Annotated in this window: 12 protein-coding genes; 2 read left to right on the top strand and 10 right to left on the bottom strand. The window is 63.2% G+C overall.

Going from position 1 to position 20,427, the window contains the following annotated elements:
* Positions 1-229: 229 nt before the first annotated feature.
* The 10 genes from VIZ63_RS14230 to VIZ63_RS14275 form a co-directional block, all read right to left on the bottom strand.
* Positions 230-1,363, bottom strand: a complete 1,134-nt coding sequence (locus VIZ63_RS14230) for a hypothetical protein (protein ID WP_331610323.1) — start codon at positions 1,361-1,363, stop codon at positions 230-232.
* Between the two features lie 48 nt (positions 1,364-1,411).
* Positions 1,412-2,998: an amidase gene (locus VIZ63_RS14235; RefSeq protein ID WP_331610324.1), complete on the bottom strand. Its 1,587-nt coding sequence runs from the start codon at positions 2,996-2,998 to the stop codon at positions 1,412-1,414.
* Positions 2,999-3,066: 68 nt separating this feature from the next.
* Complete coding sequence (locus VIZ63_RS14240; RefSeq protein ID WP_331610325.1) at positions 3,067-4,593, bottom strand: amidase; 1,527 nt, start codon at positions 4,591-4,593, stop codon at positions 3,067-3,069.
* Between the two features lie 63 nt (positions 4,594-4,656).
* Positions 4,657-6,234 carry an amidase family protein gene (locus tag VIZ63_RS14245; protein WP_331610326.1) on the bottom strand — a complete coding sequence of 526 codons (1,578 nt, stop codon included), beginning with the start codon at positions 6,232-6,234 and terminating at the stop codon, positions 4,657-4,659.
* Entirely contained in the window at positions 6,234-7,880 is a 1,647-nt protein-coding gene (locus VIZ63_RS14250; RefSeq protein ID WP_331610327.1) for an amidase, read from the bottom strand. The genes VIZ63_RS14245 and VIZ63_RS14250 overlap by 1 nt, the downstream gene beginning before the upstream one ends.
* Positions 7,881-7,893: 13 nt before the next feature.
* Complete coding sequence (locus VIZ63_RS14255; protein WP_331610328.1) at positions 7,894-9,537, bottom strand: amidase family protein; 1,644 nt, start codon at positions 9,535-9,537, stop codon at positions 7,894-7,896.
* Positions 9,537-11,336 carry a TonB-dependent receptor plug domain-containing protein gene (locus VIZ63_RS14260; RefSeq protein WP_331610329.1) on the bottom strand — a complete coding sequence of 600 codons (1,800 nt, stop codon included), beginning with the start codon at positions 11,334-11,336 and terminating at the stop codon, positions 9,537-9,539. The genes VIZ63_RS14255 and VIZ63_RS14260 overlap by 1 nt, the downstream gene beginning before the upstream one ends.
* Positions 11,337-11,650: 314 nt before the next feature.
* Positions 11,651-13,846 (bottom strand): TonB-dependent receptor domain-containing protein, encoded by a 2,196-nt coding sequence (locus VIZ63_RS14265; RefSeq protein ID WP_331610330.1) that lies wholly within the window; start codon positions 13,844-13,846, stop codon positions 11,651-11,653.
* A 13-nt stretch (positions 13,847-13,859) separates the two neighbouring features.
* Positions 13,860-14,885 carry a FecR family protein gene (locus VIZ63_RS14270; protein ID WP_331610331.1) on the bottom strand — a complete coding sequence of 342 codons (1,026 nt, stop codon included), beginning with the start codon at positions 14,883-14,885 and terminating at the stop codon, positions 13,860-13,862.
* Positions 14,882-15,496, bottom strand: coding sequence for an RNA polymerase sigma factor (locus tag VIZ63_RS14275; RefSeq protein ID WP_331610332.1), 615 nt, complete (start codon positions 15,494-15,496; stop codon positions 14,882-14,884). The genes VIZ63_RS14270 and VIZ63_RS14275 overlap by 4 nt, the downstream gene beginning before the upstream one ends.
* Positions 15,497-16,213: 717 nt before the next feature.
* On the opposite strand from VIZ63_RS14275, the gene VIZ63_RS14280 reads away from it, so the two are divergent.
* Complete coding sequence (locus tag VIZ63_RS14280) at positions 16,214-17,293, top strand: efflux RND transporter periplasmic adaptor subunit (protein WP_331610333.1); 1,080 nt, start codon at positions 16,214-16,216, stop codon at positions 17,291-17,293.
* Positions 17,290-20,424, top strand: a complete 3,135-nt coding sequence (locus VIZ63_RS14285) for an efflux RND transporter permease subunit (protein ID WP_331610334.1) — start codon at positions 17,290-17,292, stop codon at positions 20,422-20,424. Before VIZ63_RS14280 ends, VIZ63_RS14285 begins: the two co-directional genes overlap by 4 nt.
* Positions 20,425-20,427: the final 3 nt, after the last annotated feature.

Here is a 20,427-nt window from a genome sequence, read left to right on the forward strand (position 1 = left end):
CTGACTTAGACGGATGAAGATCTGGCGAACTACCGGGAATACGGAATTTCACACGGAGATCACGGAGGGCACGTCCTCTCGTCTTTTGTGGGTCCGGCTTCAGCAGGACATCCGAAGAATTGAGATGTTCGACTGCGACCGCAGGGAACCCCGCGGGGAAGTCGAACCCACAGTATGAAGTCGATCACCTTAAGCCAGTACCATTGGACTCAACCGGCGTTGACGTCGCTTATTCGCGCGACGGCGTTCCTTCCGTGCCGAGTTCCTGGAGAATCGGGCGAACGACGAGCGTCAGCACCCGATAGAAATACGACCAGTCAAAATCTTTCTTGTGCGACTGCTGCCCATTGGCGGCGAGCCACGCGGGAATCTCTTCGGGGGTGTTGTAGAGATCGAGCGGAATTCCCGCTCCCGGCTTCTTCGACGCGGCAAGGTCCACCACCGCGCGCACGATGAACCATGGAACACCATGTTCCGTGGCCGCATGGATAGCGGCGAAATCTTCCTGATCCACGATGAAATGTCGTGGCGTCGACACGCTCATGCGCTGCGCCGCCAGTTCTATACGATGCTGGAGCGTCGTGCGCAGGTGATAGCTCGTCACGAATTGCGCACCGCTTGCCGACCAGCCGTCGATCAATACCGATGGGCGATAACGCTCCGTCCCATGAAACGCGGCCACATCCGCGCCGATCGGCGGCAGTTCCACTGCCGCGACGCTGCGGTGCATGCGCGCGAGCATCTCTTGCTGCGGGAACAGTACGAGGCTCGCCTCCCGGCCCGCATCGGAGATCACTGGCTGGCCACGCATCTGCCATGTGAGTCCGGAGAATGCGCGCCCTTCACCGACCTCGAAGTCATACCAGTTGCCCTGGTCATGCTGGATCGCACCGGACGCCACCAGCACATCGCCGACACGCGTCGTGGGGCCGCCGCCGGCGATGCCGACGAATCCCATCACGCGGATATCGAAGTGCTGCAACAGAACGGTCGCGCCGATCGCCGCGTTGTTCATGTTGCCGCCGGCCACGCCGGCCACGATGCGGTTGCCGTCCAGCGTACCCACATGGAACTCGCGACCCACGATGCGATACACGCCACCGATGCGCGTGACAGCCACGATGTCGGCGATCTCTTTATAGGCCGAGGCGATGATGGCGATCGAGGGCTCGCTCCGCGGCCCCACACCCGGCGGCAGACGTATCCAGTCCTGCGCCGGTACGCTCAGTTGCGGATTCGACGCTCGCAATGCGGGCTCGGTGACTCCGTGGCGCAGGGCGATCTGCTCCCACGTCTCCTCGGTCGCCGTTCGATATGACACCGGCGCTATCGCCCATGCGTGCGGCCCGCACAGGAGCAGCATGACGAAACACCAAGCCCGCCAGCGGGACCACCGTGTCATAGCTTCACTTCAGACAATGGATGGTGGGACCCAGCCGCCGCTGCGGCCTTCGAGATAGCGCGCCACGGCGAGCGCGATGTCTTCACGCCACGGCGCCGCAACGATCTGCACACCGATCGGCATGCCGCCATCGGCAGACGTACCGCAACGTACGACGGCCACCGGCCAGCCGGTGCTGTTGAACGTACCGACATCGCTCAACACGCCGCTCCAATCACTGACAATCGCTGGATCCCAGTCGATCAGCGTCGCTGCGTTCTCGGCGACCGGACAGATCAGCACGTCGTACTTCGCGAACCAGGACAGAAGGCGCGACTTGGTTTCGTCCGCTTTCTCCGCGGCCTCGGCAAATGCAGACGACGAAATGGGTTTCGCTGCCGTGACGGCTTCGGCCATCGTGGGCGACAGGTGATTCGTGCCCCACTTCTTCGCGAGCCGCTGGTACCACGCCCAGCCATCGCCCATCGCCAGTTGACCGCGTGCCTTGTGCAAATCCTGAATCAACGCCGTCGGACAATCCTGATTCACGCTCGCGGCGATCTCGCCCAGCCAGGACGCCGCCTGGCTCACCGTACGCTGTACGTCCTCATGCACTTTCGACAGGCCATTCTGCGGATAGAAGGCAACGCGTAACTTCGCCAGATCCACTGCAGCCGGATCGGCCCACGGCACTGGCGCGCACGCCGCATCACGGAAGTCGGGCCCGCTGATGATCGGCGCCAGCAGCGCAAGGTCCTGGACACGGCGAGCCAGCGGACCCAGCTGCTGCCATGAATCGAGCACGCCGCCGTAGTCCACGATGTGTCCCGTGCGCGGCACGCGACCCGCTGTCGTCTTGAGTGCCGCGGTACCGGTCATGTGAGCCGGCAGGCGCAACGAGCCACCGATGTCCGAACCGATGTCGAACGCCGCACCGCCCGCTGCAACATTGGCGCCCGCACCGCCGGACGAACCCGACGTCGTGCGCGTGAGGTCGTAGGGATTGTGGGTCGAGCCGTGCAGCATGTTGCCCGTCGTGTTGATGCCGCCGACACCACCGAGCGTGAACTCCGGCGTGTTGGACTTGCCGAGCAGGATCGCGCCCTGGCTACGCAGGCGGGCCACGACCGCGGCATCCTTCTTCGGCACGTATTGCTGGCGACCATAAGTGCCGCCGGTCGAGATCACGCCTTCGGTGTCGAATGAATCCTTGATCGTCATCGGCACGCCATGCAGCGCACCGGCGAAATCGCCGCGCTTCGCCCGCTGGTCCAGCACCGTCGCTTCGTCGCGCGCACGCGCGTAGCAGGTCATGACGACTGCATTGAGCCGGTCATCGATCGCGATCTGTCTGCCGATGTAGGCATCCACGACTTCGCGCGCCGACAGCTTGCGCGAACGCAGCAGCGCGGCGAGCTTCGTTGCCGACATGAAAATGATCTCGTCGGAATCCTTGACCGCAACTGCCGCAGCCGACGTGGAGCGCGCTTGCAGCGGCGTCGAGTTCGACACGGCAGCCAGCGCACAAACGCTTGCGGCGCCACGCAGGAACGTGCGTCGCGGCAGACCGGACGGAGCGAAGGATGGAGTCGCTTGCAGGGTTGGATTCTGTTTCAAGGGAAGTGCCGCCGTTGGCTTCGTCGCATCTCGCGTCGACATGATTCGTTGCGCCGTGATTGTTGTGCTCAGAGAGGCGGCCGCTGATAGCCGCCCGTGTGATGCTCGATGTAGGCGAGCGCGGCAATCACCTGATCGTCCCGCCAGGGTCGGCCGATGACTTGCACACCCAGCGGCATACCGGGATCTTCGGCCGATGTTCCGGCTCGCACGACACCCGCAGGCCAGCCATTGGAGTTGTAGACGCCCAGATAGTACGGGCTGCGTGGACGCTTGCCGTCCTTGCCGGGCGGCGGCTGCGGCGGCGGCACTACGCGATCGAGCGGCAGTGCCGCTCTCAGACTCGCCGGACAGAGAATGACGTCATAGTTCTCGAACCATGCGAGCTGTTCGCTGCGTGCGGCATCCAGCTCTTCGGCGAAGCGCGTGAGATCGGCCGACGGCTTCTCCTGCCCACCCATCGGCAGGTGCGGATAGGGTTGGGTCGTTCCACTCTTCTCCAGCAGCCTGCGAGTCAGAAGGCCGCCCGTCGTACCGCTGAAGTCCCCACGCGCTCCGGCCAGCTCGCTCATTTTCGGCGGCATGTCTTCGGTGACGCGACACCCTGCCTGTTCGAAGAGTGCGGCGCAGCGCTTCACCAGCGCCTGCATTTCATCGCTCGGTCGGTTCAGGCCGTTCGTCGGATAGAAGGCCACGCGCAAACGCGACACATCGATGGCGGCGGGATCACCGACGGGTACCGGCACTGTGGCGGCATCCCAATTGTCCGGCCCCGCCAGGATCGGCAGCAGCAGTGCCAGGTCTTCGACCCGGCGCGCGATCGGACCGACCTGCTGGAAGGAATCGAACAACCCGCCGTAACCGATGATGTGACCGGTGCGCGGACACAGTCCCTGCGAAGGCTTGAGTCCCGCTACGCCGCACGCATGCGACGGATCGCGAATGGAGCCGTACCAATCCGAGCCGATGTCGAAGCTCGCACCGCCCGCCGCGACATTGGCGGCAGAGCCGCCGGACGAACCGCCGGGCTGGTAGTCGGGGTGGTATGGATTGCGCGTCAGTCCGTAGATGAGGTTGTCGGTCCCGCGCGGCCCGATCCCCAGCGTGAACTCCGGTGTGTTGGTTTTTCCAAGCAGGATCGCACCGGCTGCACGCGCACGCGCAACGACTGTGGCATCTTTTGCTGGAACGAACGTCTTGCGCCCGAGCGTACCGGCGGTGGACACGACCCCTTCGGTATCGAAGGAGTCCTTGATCGTCATCGGCACGCCATGCAGCGGGCCGAGCTGCTTGCCGCGGGCCTGCGCATCGTCCGCATCGCTTGCTTCCTGCAGGGCGCGCTCGAAGCACATCGCGACGACCGCGTTTATCTTCGGACTCACCGCCTCGATGCGTGCGATGTGAAGCTTTACGACTTCAGTGGCGGACAACTGCTTCGCACGAATCAGCCGCGCGAGCTTCGCGGCCGACATGAACAGCGGATCGTCGCCGCTGTCGATGTAGCGCTGTGACACCGCGCCCTGCGTGGTCGCAGCGGACGCCGCACCGAAGATCGGCACACCAGAGAACAATGAACGCCGGGATAGCTGGGGCATGGCACTTTCAGATCGAAGGTTGGTGATGGCCGAGGCTCGAGAGTACGAAGCAGCGCGCTATGTTCATTGTTTGAATTCGAACCTCTCACCGGCCAATGCCGGTGTCGATGATGGCGCCCGACGATGATGGGTCGCTGCTTCGTAGCCGCTCGCCAGCCTGATCAGGACCGGCTCGGAAAACTCGCGGCCGAAAAACTGCAACGCGAACGGCATGCCGTCGGCCTTGAAGTAGCCCCCGGGCACGAGCACGGTCGGCAGTCCCGTATAGGCATGCAACCCATTGCGCATCTCACGACGCGAGATTGCATCGAAGGGAGCACCCTGCTTCGGCGCGGTCACCGTGCGATACGGCAATACCAGCGCGTCGAGTTGAAACCGATCGAGCAATCCGACCAGTGCATCGCGCAACATGATCTGCTGCTCGCGTGCAGCGAGGAACGGCGCATGATGATCGATCGAGCGCAGTGCCGCCACTTGCCGCAGCGTGGGCTCCAGCAAATCACCGCCCTTCTCCAGCAGTTCATCGAGGGAACGGATCGGCGCGCCAGGCGGCAACGTCGAGAAGTAGTAGTCCGCAGCAATGCCTTGTTCGTAGGTCGCCGTGCTCGCGCCCGCTTGCGAAGCGCTCAGGTCGAGACCGGTCAGCACCGGATCGACCACGATTGCGCCGGCGCGCGCCAACGCGGCGAGTTCGCGCTCGAACATTGCCCGGCCTTCGTCATGCATCGCGCCTGGGCGAACCATTTCACGCAGCACGCCGATGCGCGCGCCACGCAAGCCATCCGCGGCCACGAACGATGTGTACGGCGCCGACGGCATGCGATTGAAACTGGCCGCCGTCGTCAGATCACCTGGGTCGTAACCCGCGATTGCATCGAGAACGGCGGCCGCGTCGTACACGCTGCGTGTCATCGGCCCCGCTTTCTCCTGCAGCGGTGAGTTCCACATCATGCCGTTGCGGCTGACGAGGCCACGGGTCGGCGCAATCGTCACGACGGCATTGAGCGCCGCCGGAATCACCAGCGATCCGCCGGTATCACTGCCGAGCGTGACCGTGCCGAGCCATGCGGCAGCTGCTACACCGGACCCGGAACTCGACGCGCCCGGGTATTTGGTCGCGTTGTAGGGACTGATCACCACGCCGCCGAGTGTGCTGCCGCTGCCTGCAGCCTTGCCGTACCAGTCGGCCAGATTGAGCTTGCCGAGCACGATGGCGCCGGCAGCACGCAAGCGTTCGATGACGAATGCGTCGCGTTCGGGCTGCGAGGCGGCGAGCGGCTTGAAGCCGCCGGTCGTGGGCATGTCCTGCGTGTCGAAGACATCCTTCGCCAGCACGACGATCCCATGCAACGGCCCGCGTGGCCCACGCTTCGCTCGCTCGGCGTCGAGCGCACGGGCCTCTTCGAGCGCATGTGGGTTGAGGTTGATGACCGAACCGAGCTTCGGACCTGCCTTGTCATACGCCTCGATGCGAGCGAGATACAACGAGACGAGGCGCTCGGAATTCAGGCTGCCCGCAGCGAACGCTGCGTTGATGTCCGCGATTGTCGCAGTCGACAGATCGAAGCTGTCCGCGTGCGCCTGAGGAATGTGCCACGCCAGCAGCGCCGTCAGGACAGGAATGAGTCGCAGGTAACGCATCAGTATTTGAAAACCTCGCCGCGAAGCACAGGGGTATGGGCGGGCAACGGCAGGCGCGGCATGGCCTGTTCGTAGGCATGGGCCACCGCGAGCAACAGCGGTTCGCTGAACGCGGGCCCGAAGAACGAGATCGATACGGGCAGGCCTTCCGCCGTCAGACCCGCGGGGGCGACGAGATCAGGAAAGCCGGTGATGTTCGCGATGTTCGTCAAGCCCACACCCACCGGCGCGGTGCCAGGTGGCGGCGGCGGTACGCTGCGTCCGGTCAACGGCTCATCGGGAATGATTCGATGCGGCCGGCGTGGACGGGTCGGATACACCAGCACGTCGAGCCGTTGCCCTTCGAAAATTCCCATCACGCCTGTGCGCATCATCTCCACACCGTGTTGCTTCGCGGAGAGGTACGCGAGCGAGTCCATGCCCTGTCCGCTGCTCACGCGCCTGGCCAGTCCGTCATAGATGACGGGATGCGGCCCGTAGCTGCCGCGAGGTTCGCGCAACTCGAGACCGCGTTGGGCGAGTTGCGACAGTGTCTTTGGATAGCCGTCGGCGAGCTTGCCGAGGTAATCGTCGAAGTACACGGCTTTCTCGGTGTCGCAGACGACCTTCACGACAGCGCGTCGGGTCGCTCCGTCCACGACTTGCGGCGGGTACTTGACGTTGTCGACCACGTCGGCACCGAGCGCCTTCAATCGGGCCAGTGCCTGCTCGAACGCCGCATCCACTTCCGGATCGGCGCCGGTGCCCTCGCGCATCACACCGATCCGCAGACCTGCGAGCGATTTTCTGCCGAGGAACACCGAGTAGTCGCGATGTGCGAGCCCCAGGCTCGCACTCGTATCACGATCGGTGGCATCGGCGCCCGTCATCGGGCCGAGCATGGCCGCAAGATCCGTCACGTTGCGCGCCATCGGACCTGCCGCATCGAACGAATAGCATGTTGGGATGATCCCGGTGCGCGACAGAAGCCCTGTGGTCGGCTTCAATCCGTACACGCCGTTGACCGAGGACGGACTGCGCAGCGATCCGCCCGTGTCCGTACCGAGCGCCAGCGGCGCAAACCACGCAGCCAGCGCGGCGCCCGAACCACCCGAGGAACCCAGCGGCGTGAACCCGGGATCGTAGGGATTGCGAGTCTGTCCCCGCACCGAGCTGAAGCCTGAACCACCCGCCGCGAAATCATCGAGATTCACCTTTGCGAAAATGATCGCTCCGGCTTCGCGCAGCCGGCGCACGATCGGCGCATCAGCGCTAGGCTGCGCGCCATCCAGCACGAACGATCCGCCGGTCGTCGGCATGTCGACGGTATCGATGTTGTCCTTCAGCACCACGGGAATGCCGTGCAGCGGACCGCGCGATCCTTTCGCCTTGCGCTCCTGATCGAGCGAGCGCGCTTCTTCGAGCGCCTTGCCGTTGATGGCGATGATGGCTCCGATGGCCGGGCCCTTGCGCTCGTAGGCGTCAATGCGTGCCTGGTAGAGCGCAATCAGGCGCTCTGAGGTCAACGTCCCTGCCGCAAACGCGGCCTGGATGTCGTCGACCGTCGCCGTCGACAGATCGAATCGCGCTGCGTGCGACGGTGAGGGCACGCTCGCCGCTGCAAGTGCAACGGCGGCGATCAGTCCGGAAAGACGGGAACGATTCATCTGTACGCCTTCATCAATAAGAGAACACTTCGCCCTGGAGCGGCGGCGTCGACGCCGGTGCGCGCCGGTGATGCGAGGCCGCCTCGTAACCGCTCGCCACCTTGATGAGCGTCGGCTCCGAGAACTCCCGACCGAGGAACTGCATGCCGAACGGCATGCCGTCGGAGGCGAAGAATCCGCCGGGAACGATGATCGTCGGCAGGCCGGTGTACGCATGCAGGCTGTTGTTTGCATTCGAGCGGCGTGCTGCGGATGAAGGCGCCGTACTCGTAGGAACGGTGCCCAGCGACGCTGCAACCGTCGTCCGATATGGCAGCACGAGTGCATCGAGCTGATGCCTGTCCATCAACTCGACCAGGGCTGCGCGCAGCACGTCCTGATGCTGACGGCGCGCGAGAAATTCCGGATGCCGCTCGAGCGCCGGAATTTTCGCGGAGCTCACCGTGCTCTTGGAGACCTGTCCCGTGGCGAGCATCTGCTCGAGCGTCCGGATCGGTGCGTCGGCGGGCAGGCCAGCAAGATACTGACGTACCGCGAAGGCGCGTTCGTACGAACTCGTACTTGCATCGAGCTGCGTCACCGGCAGATTGAGGCCGGTGAGCACGGGGTCCACGACGATTGCACCAGCCCGCGTGATCGCTGCGAGTTCGCGTTCGAACAACGCACGGCCTTCGGCATGATCCTCACCGGGACGAACCATCTCGCGCAGCACACCGACGCGCGCACCGCGCAGCCCGTTGGCATCGACGAATGTTGTATACGACACCTGCGGCAGCTTGCCGAAGGTGCGCTGGGTGGCGAGATCGGCCGGATCGAAGCCGGCCACTACGTCGAGCGTTGCCGCACCGTCATACACGCTGCGTCCCATCAGGCCGGGATTGTCCTGGGTGGGCGAACTCCACATCATGCCGCGGCGGCTGATCAACCCATGCGTCGTCGAGAAGCCGACGAGGTTGTTCAGGGTGCTGGGGATCACGGTCGAGCCGCCGGTGTCGCTGCCGAGACCAATCGTGCTGAACCACGCAGCCATGGCAACGCCGGTGCCCGAACTGGAGCCGCCGGAGTACTTCGACGGATTGTAGGGACTCACGCAATGACCGAGCAGCGTGCTGCCGCCGTTGGGCGCGGAGCCGTACCAGTCAGCGAGATTCAGCTTGCCGAGGATGATCGCGCCGGCATCGCGCAATCGTTCGACCACGAATGCATCGCGCTCCGGCTGCGAAGTCGCCATGGGCTTGAAGCCACCAGTGGTCGGCATGTCCTTGGTATCGAACACGTCCTTCGCCAGCACGACCATGCCGTGCATCGGCCCGCGCGGACCGCGCTGCGCGCGCTCGGCATCGAGCGCGCGCGCCTCCTCGAGCGCACGTGCATTGAGATTGATCACCGAATTGACGGCGGGACCTTTCTTGTCGTACGCCTCGATGCGCGCCAGATACAGCGAGACCAGCTTTTCGGAGTTCAGACTGCCGGCGGCGAAGGCAGCGTTGATATCTGCGATCGTCGCCGTCGACAGATTGAACTCCGCGGCCGTCGCTGGCGCGCCAGCGGTCACCGCGGTCGACGCGGCCAACAACAGCATTGCCAGCCGGTTGACCGTTGCGCGTCGCGCGTTGCCGCCAGGACGGTGCACGCGAATGGTTGAACGAGTGCTCATCAGAACTTCCACTCCACGCTGCCGTAGTAGCCACGCGACAGAGCCGCATAGCCGTACACCTCGTCGTACTTCTCATCGAGAAGATTCTCGACCCTGGCTTTGATCGAGAGGTTTTGACCGAGCTGATAACTGGTGAAGGCGCGTGCCACGTTGTAGTCCTCCAGCGGTCCCGGCGTATCCAAGCGGTCGTACATACCGCGAACACCGAGGCCGACCGTCCACTGATCCGTGATGTCGAACCAGGTCGAGGCGTCGAACGAATTGCGCGGACGACGCGTCAGGCGCTTGTCGGTCCCTTCGTCCCGGCCATCGAGATAGGTGTAACCGAATCGCACGTTCCATGAGTCGACAGGACGGGCCGTGATGCCGAACTCCACGCCGCTGGTCGATGCCTTGCTGCGATTGATGTACATGCCTTCGTCGGTGACCAGGTCGACGTAACTCCAATCGATCAGGTCCTTGAAGCGGTTGTCGAAATACGTAGCGCTCAGGGTCAGTGCGCCACCCATGAAAGACTGATCGACGCCGAGATCCCAGCCCTTCGACTCCTCGGGGCGCAGATCGGGATTGGGCAACTGGCCAAAGGCGGGCACACCGTAGCGATCGGACGATCCCGGTGCGGCGAAACCAGTACCGTAAGTTGCGCGTACCTTCGTGTCCGGCAACACCATCCAGGCGACCCCGGAGCGCCAGGTGAAGGCACTGCCGACCGATTCGAAATCGTCACGGCGGATACCGGCCGTGAACGTGAGCGTATCCGTGATCTGATAGGTGCCGGAGAGGAAGCCCGCGAGGATCTCATCCTCGCTCAGGGACGAATTGATGTCGTACTCCGACTGCTCGTAGTTGGCGCCCACCACGACCGACAGCGCATTCGATGGCGTCCATGCGGTCTGCCATTCGAAAATCTCCCGCTCGTTGGTCTGCTTGCTGGTTCCCGAGCGATCGGTCCAGTCATACTTGCGCTGGTGATAGCCGACGGTGAACTTCGAATTCACGGTTGCGGATGCCTGCCATTCCGCATACGCCGTAGCAAGGGTGTTTTCGGAATCGACCACGCCCTGCGATGTAGTAACGAAGCGCGAGCCGGGCGACTGGAACGTTGCCTGCTGCCCACGGTACGTAGCGCCGACCTCCCAGGATTCCGACACGTCGTAATTGAGGCGTGCCGAATAGCTTTCCGAATCGTAGTCGTTGGCCGGTTGTTCGTTGGCCGTGTGATAGCGGGTGGCGGATGCGCTGAAGCCGAGATCCCCGGCACTGCCCGTCGCCGCCATGGATCCGGAATACGAATCGAACGAGCCGCCCGACAGAGCGGCATTGCCGCCCAGCGTTTCGCTGCCCTTCGACGTATTCATCAGGATGACGCCGCCCATGGCCGCACTGCCGTACATCGGGCTCTGCGCGCCGCGCAGGATTTCGATGCGATCGATCCCCTCCGCGCCCGAACCGCCCATGAAGTTGTTGTAGCTTGCCGAGCGATCGTTCATGCGTACGCCATCCACGATGAACAATGTGTGATGCGGATAGGCACCGCGGATGTAGACGGCCGTGCCGCCGCCGACGGCGCCGGTCGTGATCACATTCACGCCCGACTCCTGCTGCAGCGACGTCTTGAGATCGGGAATCTGCATCGTCTCCAGATCGGCCATCGAGATCACACTGACGCTGCTGGATGTCTGGCGCCACTCCTGCGGTGCTCGCGCGGCGGACACGATGACCTCGTGGAGCGATTCGGATTCATTTGCGGCACGCTTCACTTCCTGTGAGTGCGCATTGTTTGCTGCGAGCGTGAACATCGTCGTAAGCACAGCAGTAGTGCAGGATTTAATCGACCTGCGACTTGAAGGTGCAGTTCCCATCTGATTCGCCCTCTCTGTTGAACCTGGCCAGTTGTTCGCGTGGCGCCGCTGTGTTTTTTTTTGCGCGGCTACAGAGTAAGACGCAGCAGAATCGAATCTTTATCAACGTCATTGACTCGCGATCTGTCACGCGGGAAGTCGTGTGATTTTTCTTGGCAACAAGCAGCGATGCGCGCTCGATCTGCGTCAGATTATTTTCGTGTGCAGCGTGGTCGTTTCGCGCGATTGCCGGCGAGGACCGCGGCAGTCGATCAGAATTTCCATTCCACGCTGCCGTACACACCGCGCGGCAGCGCCGGATAGCCGTAGACCTCTTCGTACCTTTCGTCGAACAGATTCTCGGCACGCGCCTTGATCACCATTCGATCCGAAAGCGAGCAGCTCGCGAACAGTCGTGCGACCGTATAGTCCCCGACCGGGACCGTGCCCTCGACACGATCTGAGTGCGCGCGCACCGCCATGCCAACGCTCCACTGGCTGGCAAACTCGAACCACGTCGATACATAGAGCGAATGGCGCGGACGACGCGACAGGCGCTGATGAGCGTCCTCGTCCTGGGCATCGAGATACGTGTAGCCGAAGCGCGAATGCCATCCCGTCACTGGCTGCGCACTGATACCGAATTCCACGCCTCGCGTCGAAGCGCGACCGCGATTCACATATGTGCCTTCGTATTGCGATGAATCGATGTATTCCCAGTCGATCAGATCGTCGAAACGATTCTCGAAATGGGTCGCCGTGAGCGTCAGCCTCCCAGGGATGACGGCATGATCCACTCCCACGTCCCAACCGCGCGACTGCTCTGGCATGAGGTCGGGATTCGGCAGCTGCCCCCACGCGGGCACGCCATAGCGACCCGATGAACCGGGCGCTGCAAACCCGGTTCCGTACGTCGCTCGCAACTTTGTTTGCGGCAGAACCATCCAGGCAGCGCCCACACGCCAGGTGGATGCGCCGCCGACAGAGTCGAATGCATCGTTACGAACGCCGGCATTGAGCGTGAGCGTGTTGGTGACCCGATACGTGCCGGACAGGAATGCAGCGCTGATTTCTTCGTCGCTGTGGCTGCCGCCCACGTCGTATTCCGAGCTCTCATGGTTGACTCCCGCGACAAGCTCCACGGCGGGCGCTGGCTTCCACGCAGACTGCCACTCCAGAATGCGACGCTTGTTGATCTGCAGGCTTTCTCGCGTCTCACTGAGCCAGTGGTACTCGCGGCGGTGAATGCCGGCGACAAGGCGCGACGTCACGGTGTCGGAGCTCTGCCAGTTCAGGTACAGCGTGCCCAGGTCGTTCGAGGTGTCGGCAATCCCCGGAGTGTCGATAAAACGCGAGCCGATCGACGCGTAATCGCCTTCCTGGCCACGCCACGTCATGCCGACCTTCAGCAGCGGCGACAGGTCATAGCTCAGGTGGGTCGAGTAGTTCCAGCTCTTGAAATCGTTGAAGGGCTGATCGTTGGCAGTGCTGTAATGACTCAGCGATGCGCTATAGCCGAAGGCACCTGCCCGGCCCATGGCGGTCGCTGCAGCGGAATACGTGTCGAAGGATCCCGCCGTCAGCATCACCCGTCCCGCGGGCTCCGCCGTTGCCTGCGCACTGTTCAACAGCACGACGCCACCCATCGCAGCGCTGCCGTAGAGCGGGCTCTGCGGTCCGCGCAGAATCTCGATACGGTTGATGCCGCCCAGATCCGCGCCACCCATGAACGCGTTGTAAGTCGCTTCACGATCGTTCATGCGCACGCCATCGACGATGAACAGCGTGTGATGCGGAAAGGCGCCACGCACATAGATGCCCGTCCCACCGCCGACGTTGCCAGTCGTCACGACGGTGACGCCCGATTGCTGCGCCAGGGCGCTCTTCGGATCCGTGATCTGTTGTATCGACATCTCGACGGCAGAGATGACAGTGACGCTGCTGGCAATCTGGTTCATCGCAAGCGGCGTGCGCGACGCCGAGACGATGAGGGTTTCCGGCGCTGTGGCAGCACCCCCTACCGCCCGCGAGCGGCGTTCAGCGGCAAGGTTCGCCGCGCTTCTCGAGGAGGTGGGTGGGACTTCCGTGCGATCGCGACCCTTGGATACCGCCGCCGTCCGGGTGTGACCTACGAGCCAGACGCCGCGCTGACCGCGTCGGAAGTTGATGCCGGTACCGTCCAGCAAGCGCCGCAATGCTTCTTCTGCGGTGAAGCTGCCAAGGACTGCGTTGCAACGGGAACCGCCGAGCGCCGTGGCGTCGAACGTGACCTGCTGGCGCAGCTGCTGCGCGAACGACTGCAATGCGTCGCCCAGCGGCTGCGCGGGGATGTCGAACTCGAAAACCTCCGCGCTGACCGTCGTCATGTCCTGAGCTTGCGGCGAAGCGTAGTCGGTTCCGGCCGAGGCCGCCGCGAGCGTTACCAGCACAGCGATCGGGTAACGGCGTCTGGCTGAACCGCAACTCATGACGAATGCGTGGTTATCTAGGGGGTGTACTGACGAATGAGACTCGACCGTCGAACGTCGCAATTCCCACGGGGAACACACTGGTCACACCTTCGATGAACGCGGCCGTGTCGCCGGCAAAGAAAGTACCGCTGATGCGAACCTGTCCTGCTGCTTCATCGGCAATGACGAGCGGCGAATCCGTGTAACGGTTCATGCGCTCGACGGCCTCGGACAACGGCTCTTCATTGAAGCTGATCTGGCCCGACTCCCAGCTCAGGGAGCGCGAGAGATCGACCGCCCTCACCTGCGCCACATCGTCGACCAGGGGAGCGATCAGCTCGCTCCCGGGGACCAGCCCGCGTGCCGGTCCTTGACCGATGGTCTGCAGGCGCCGATTTTCTCCGGCAAGCACATCGACGCTGCCGTGGTAGAGAATGACGTGCACCTGAGCAGCGAGCAGTTCCACGCTGAACTGCGTACCGGTGGCGACGACGACCTTGTTCGCTGCCGTCACACTGAATGGACGCATCGGATCGCGCGCCACCGAGAACTTGGCTCGACCGTGTTGCAGCTGCAGTTCGCGGCGGCCACCGCTGTACAGCACGTCAACGCGGGTCTGCGCATCCAGCGAGATGGCCGAGCCGTCCGTCAATGTGACGACACGACGGTCGCCAGGCCCGGTGATGTAGCTCTCCGGCGCAGATCGCATCCATAGGCCGGCGCAGATCGTCATGACCGCGATTCCCGCCGCAATGGCAGCCACCGTGCGGCGCTTCGCACTGCGCTGCCACCGCGCCGCGTGCCCTTGCTCGAACCGGTCCAGTGCATCGCGACGCATGCCGATCAAGCCGGCCGACACCTCCGTCTGGTCGAACGACTGCCACATCCGTGCAACGTCTTCGAAGGCACGCGCGTTTTCCTTGTCGGATGCGAGCCATGCATCGAGTTCCTTGCGATCCTCCGGCGCGAGTGTCCCTTCAGCAAGACGCGCACACCACGAACTCGCCTGCTCGATTCGATCCTCTGCTGGCGCGCTGCCCTCCCTGTGCAAACTCATGCATCTCCCCTGACACAGCGGGTGATATGCGCCATGGCACGCGTCAGATGTCGCTCCAGCGTGCTCAGCGAGATGTCGAACGCCTGCGCGATGTCGCGCTTATCCACGTTCTCGAGCCGGTAGAGAATGAATATGTCACGGGTGCGCTCGGGTAGCTCACGCAGTGCCGTGGCGAGATCGTCCAACGATTCACGACCGGCAACCACGCGCAACGGATCGAGCAGATCGATGCCGGCCTCATCGGCAGCGATCGATTCGGCACGATGGGTGAACCTGACCTTCTCGCGGCGACTGCGGTCGCGCAGCAGATTGACGGCCATGCGGAAAATATAGGCCTCCGGGGACTGCACCCGCGTGGCATCCATCGTGGCGAGCCGCATGAAGACTTCCTGGATCATGTCTTCTGCTTCCGCGTGATTACCCAGGCGACGCAAGAAAAACACCATCAGCCCCGGCCGAAAACGCCGATTCAACTGCTCAAACGACTGCTGTAACTCGACTTCGGGACACGCGACGGACAACGCTCTTCCTCCCACGGCTCGACTTGCATTGGCCAGTTCCCTCTGAAAGTGACTATCCCTTGGCAGCGGCTGCCGCTCGCAGCAGCCCACTGACCCTTCCTATGCAAGATTCGGTGCCTACCAGGAGATTCCAGCCACGAAGCCGTCTGGCGACCGTCATCCACTCACGAATACTTCTTGTCATTACCAACTAAGACGCACCAGTCACGAAAATCAGTCACCGTCGCGCGAACCTGGTCCGCAATGCGGCTATTCCATGGTTCACGAATCATTCGGGAATCATTCGGGTGGGGTTCGGCGTCGCATATCAGGCACAGCGGAGGTGCAGAAGAAAAATGTGCTGCGACTCGGCAGTGCGATCACATAACCAGGTGAGCATCAGCACTCGTGCGTCACGCATTCGTTCGCGAAGCATGGCCCGGACCATCGTAGTAAGACGCAGCAGACATGAATCTTTATCAAGAAAATCACGACGACAATTTCGCTTGACCGACACGCGCATTTACTCGAATAGTGTCGCGCCACGCGCGCGCATGCGACACAGTGCGATGCGTGCATCCAGACATTCGCAAGCAGTGCAAGGCGACGCCTCTCGATGACCCTGGCTCAGCGGAGCGCAAAAACGAATGCGCTGCACTGAATAAACCAATAGCGATAGCCGATGATGGAACGGGCGCTGTCACTGGAGCGCTCGCAATTGAAGATGAAGCAGAGAAAACGCAGATCGATCGATCAGACGGCGCCGCGGCGCTCGATCGCAATGACTCCCGATCGGTTCGCGTCGCATGGGCATAGAGGACCTGTCGTTTGAAGAAGATCCTCGTTGCGGGCGCAGTCGTCGCTGCCATCGTCACTGGTGTGCTGCTGTGGTCCACGAAATCTGAGCACAGCACCAATCCGTCGTCGCGAGCGTCCGTTGCAACCGCGGCGGTCGTACGCACCGCGCTCGCAAGCGAGGAGGCGCTCGACATCGTCGTGGAGTCGACCGGCACCGTACGCGCCAACGAAGCCATCGAGATCACCTCGCAAGTCGCGGCACTCGTCACCGCGATTCGCTTCAAGGAAGGCGCGCGGATCGCACGCGGCGATGTCCTGCTGGAACTCGACGGCGCACAACCCCGCGCCGCAATGGCCGAGGCCGAGGCGGCACTCGCGAACAGCAGGAGCATGTATCAGCGCAGCGTCGACCTGGCCGCAGCGGCCGCCGTGTCCAAAGCCCAACTGCAGCAACTCGAAGCGGACCTGCTCCGCGATGAAGCACGGCTCGCAGCTGCGCGCGCCCGACTGGCCGAGACAGTCATCCGGGCGCCGTTCAGCGGCCAGGTGGGTTTGCGGCGGATCAGCCTGGGTGCGTTCGTGAGTCCGGGCACCCTCATCACGACGCTCGACGATCTCTCCGAAGTGAAAGTGGACTTCGCCGTGCCAGAACCGACGCTACCGATACTGCGTCAGGGCCTGCCGGTGGTGGCGACGACTCCCGTGTATCCGGGGCGCGTGTTCACCGGCAAGATCGACAGTGTCGATCCCCGCATCGATCCAAACACGCGTGCCGTGCAAGTGCGCGCACGATTCTCCAACGCGAATGGCGAGCTTACGCCCGGCATGTTCGTCGCCGCATCGCTCGTCCGTGAACGACAGACGACGATCGTCGTGCCGGAAGGTGCCGTGCTGCCGGAACAGAGCAAGCAGTACATTTTCATCGTCGAAAATGACAAGGCCGTGCGACGCGAAGTCGAGGTCGGTCACCGCGTCCCCGGACGCGTGCAGATTCTGTCAGGACTGATTCCCGGCGAGCGCATCGTGGTGGACGGGGCACTCAAGCTTCGCGAAGGCATGACAGTCTCCGATGCAACGCCAGCGACGGTCGCAGCGGGGTCCGGCTCGTGACGCTCTCGGAGCTGTCGATCCGCCGGCCGGTGTTCGCCACCGTGCTGTGCCTGCTGCTCGTATTCGTGGGACTGCTGTGCCTGTCTCGGCTCGGCGTGCGCGAGATGCCGCGCACCGAGCGTCCGTCCGTCACAGTGCAGACGACGTATCGCGGCGCCTCCGCTCCCGTGGTCGAATCGCGTATCACACAACCCATCGAGGACGCCGTCGCCGGCATCGAGGGCATCGAGAAGCTCGCCTCCTCGAGCGCCGATGAGACCTCACGCATCACGATCCAGTTTGCGCTCGATCGCGACATGGACGAAGCCGCGAACGACGTGCGCGATCGCCTTTCGCGCCTGGTGTCGACGCTGCCGCAGGAAGCGGATACGCCGCAGATCCTCAAATCCGACGGCGGCGAATCGCAGGTTGCCTTCATCAATCTGCGCAGTGACCGATTGTCGCCCATGGAGCTGACCGACTACGCCGAGCGGAATATTATCGATCGCTATGCAGCGTTGCCGGGCGTCGCGCGCGCCGGTCTGGCCGGTGCGCGCCGACCCGCCATGCGTATCTGGCCTGACCGGCAGGCGACGGCCGCACGCAATCTGACCGTCGCCGATATCACGGCAGCACTGCGCGCACAGAACGTCGAACTGCCCGCCGGACGCCTCGAATCCACCGACCGCGAATTCACGTTGCGCACGGACACGCGCCTGACGAATGAGGAACAGTTCCGTCAGCTGATCGTCCAGCGTGGCGGCGATGGCTATCTCGTACGACTCGGCGAGATTGCGGAGGTGAAGCTGGCACCGGAGAACGAGCGCAGCGCCTCGCGATCGGACGGCGCTCCTGGCGTGAACTTCACCATTCAACAGCAATCGACGGCGAATGCCCTGGAGGTCGCGGAGGCGGTGGAAGCCGAGACCGCAGCGATTACCGCCACGCTGCCGGATCACATCCAGCTGAGCATCCTGATCAACAATGGCACCTTCATTCGCGCATCGCTCGACGAAGTCGAACTGGCTGTCTTCTTCTCACTCGGCTGCGTGCTGATCGTCATCTACGCATTCATTGGCAGCTGGCGCGCGACGCTCATCCCGGCGCTGACGATTCCGGTCTCCATCATCGCCTCGGCGATCTTCATCTATGCAATGGGGTATTCGCTGAATACGCTGACCCTGCTCGCCATCGTGCTCGCGATCGGCCTCGTCGTCGACGATGCGATCGTCGTCCTCGAGAACATCCATCGTCACATGGAAGCCGGCGAGTCAGGGTTGATGGCGGCTTTGCATGGCAGCCGCGAGATCGGTTTTGCGGTCATTGCCACGACGGTCGTGCTCATCACCGTGTTCGTGCCGTTGTCCTTTCTCACCGGCGCTGTCGGACGGCTGTTCGTGGAGTTCGGACTGACCCTGGCGGCCTCGATTTTCATTTCATGCATCGTCGCGCTCTCCCTGGTTCCCATGCTGTCGTCGAAGATGTTTCGCAACGGCATCGCGCGCGGTCGTGTCGCGCACGCAATCGATGTGGCGTTCGTACGCATCTCGAAGCGCTATGAATCCATTCTCCACCGACTGCTGCCGCGCGGCGGCTGGATCATCGCCGCGTCCGTCCTCGCGCTCGCCGGCACGGCATGGTTGTTCACCCAGCTGCGCTCGGAAGGAGCGCCAGTGCAGGACAGCGGCTTCATCGTGACGTCCATTGTCGGGCCGGAGGGCGCGAGCTTCGAGTACATGGACCGGGTAACGCGGCAGATCGAAACGGCAATCCAGACGATGCCGGGGGCCGAGGACTACCGGCGTGCCTATTCGACGGTGCCGTCCGGCGCCGGCATGGGCAGCTCCGCGATGAATCGCGCCAGTGTCAATGTGTCCCTCGTCGATTTTGACGAACGCACACGCTCAGGTTCAGAAGTGGCGAGCGCGATCCAGAATCATCTGGTCAACTTTCCGGAAGTACAGATCACGGCACGAGGCAGCGGCATGGGCAGCTTCGGCGCCAACACGCAGCAGGCGACCTTCGTCCTGCAGGGACCTGATTACGCGACGTTGGCGGAGTGGCGCGAGATCCTGCAGCCGGAACTGGCAAAGAACCCGGGCTTCTCGCGCGTGGACGTCGACTACCAGGAACGCAAGCCGCAGATGCTCGTGAAGATCGACCGTGATCGCGTCGCCGAACTCGGCGTCTCCATTCAGACACTCGGGCAGACGCTCGAAACCATGCTCGGCTCGCGTATCGTCACGACGTTCGTGCAGGCAGGGCGCGAATACAACGTGGTGCTGCAGGGACTGAAGACGGAGCGGGCGACACCCGCCGATCTGAACAACATCTACGTGCGCTCCGAACGGACCGGCGAGCTGATCCCCATCGCCAATCTGGCGCGACTCGAAGAAACCGCCGGAGCCCAGGAGCTCAAACGATTCAATCGATTGCGCGCCATGACATTGACCGTCCGCCTGAAGGATGGCTACTCACAGGGCGAAGCGGTCGGCTTCATGCGCAACCTCATTTCAGATCGCCTGCCGGACGGCGCGGCGCTCGAGTTCGACGGCGCGACCCGCGAGTACCTGGACTCCTCGAGCGAGCTGTACTGGACGTTCGCCTGGGCACTGCTCGTCGTGTTTCTCGTGCTCGCAGCGCAGTTCGAAAGCTACGTCAATGCGCTGGTGATCATGGCGACCGTCCCCCTGGCGATCGTCGGCGCTGTGTTGGGCATGTACATCACTGGCGTCACCATCAATATCTACAGCCAGATCGCCATCGTCATGCTGATCGGACTCGCCGCCAAGAACGGCGTACTGATCGTCGAGTTCGCCAATCAACTGCGCGATGCCGGGCGTGAGTTTCGCGAGGCCATCGTCGAAGCATCCGCCACACGCCTGCGTCCGGTGCTGATGACCAGCTTCTGCGCTGCCGGTGGCGCGATTCCACTCTACTTCGCTCACGGCGCAGGCGCCGAGAACCGGCATCCCGTCGGTGTCGTCGTGATCTACGGCGTGGTCGTGTCGATGGTACTGACCCTGTTCGTCGTGCCGGTCGTGTATTCGATGCTGGCGCGCAACGCCCGTACGCCGCAGGTGGTCAGCCGCATGATCGACAAACTCACCGCGCAGGCTGCGACTGGCAAGCCAGTGGTTTCATCACCCTGAATC

Origin of the sequence: Povalibacter sp., assembly GCF_036520495.1 — a bacterium.
GTDB lineage: Bacteria > Pseudomonadota > Gammaproteobacteria > Steroidobacterales > Steroidobacteraceae > Steroidobacter.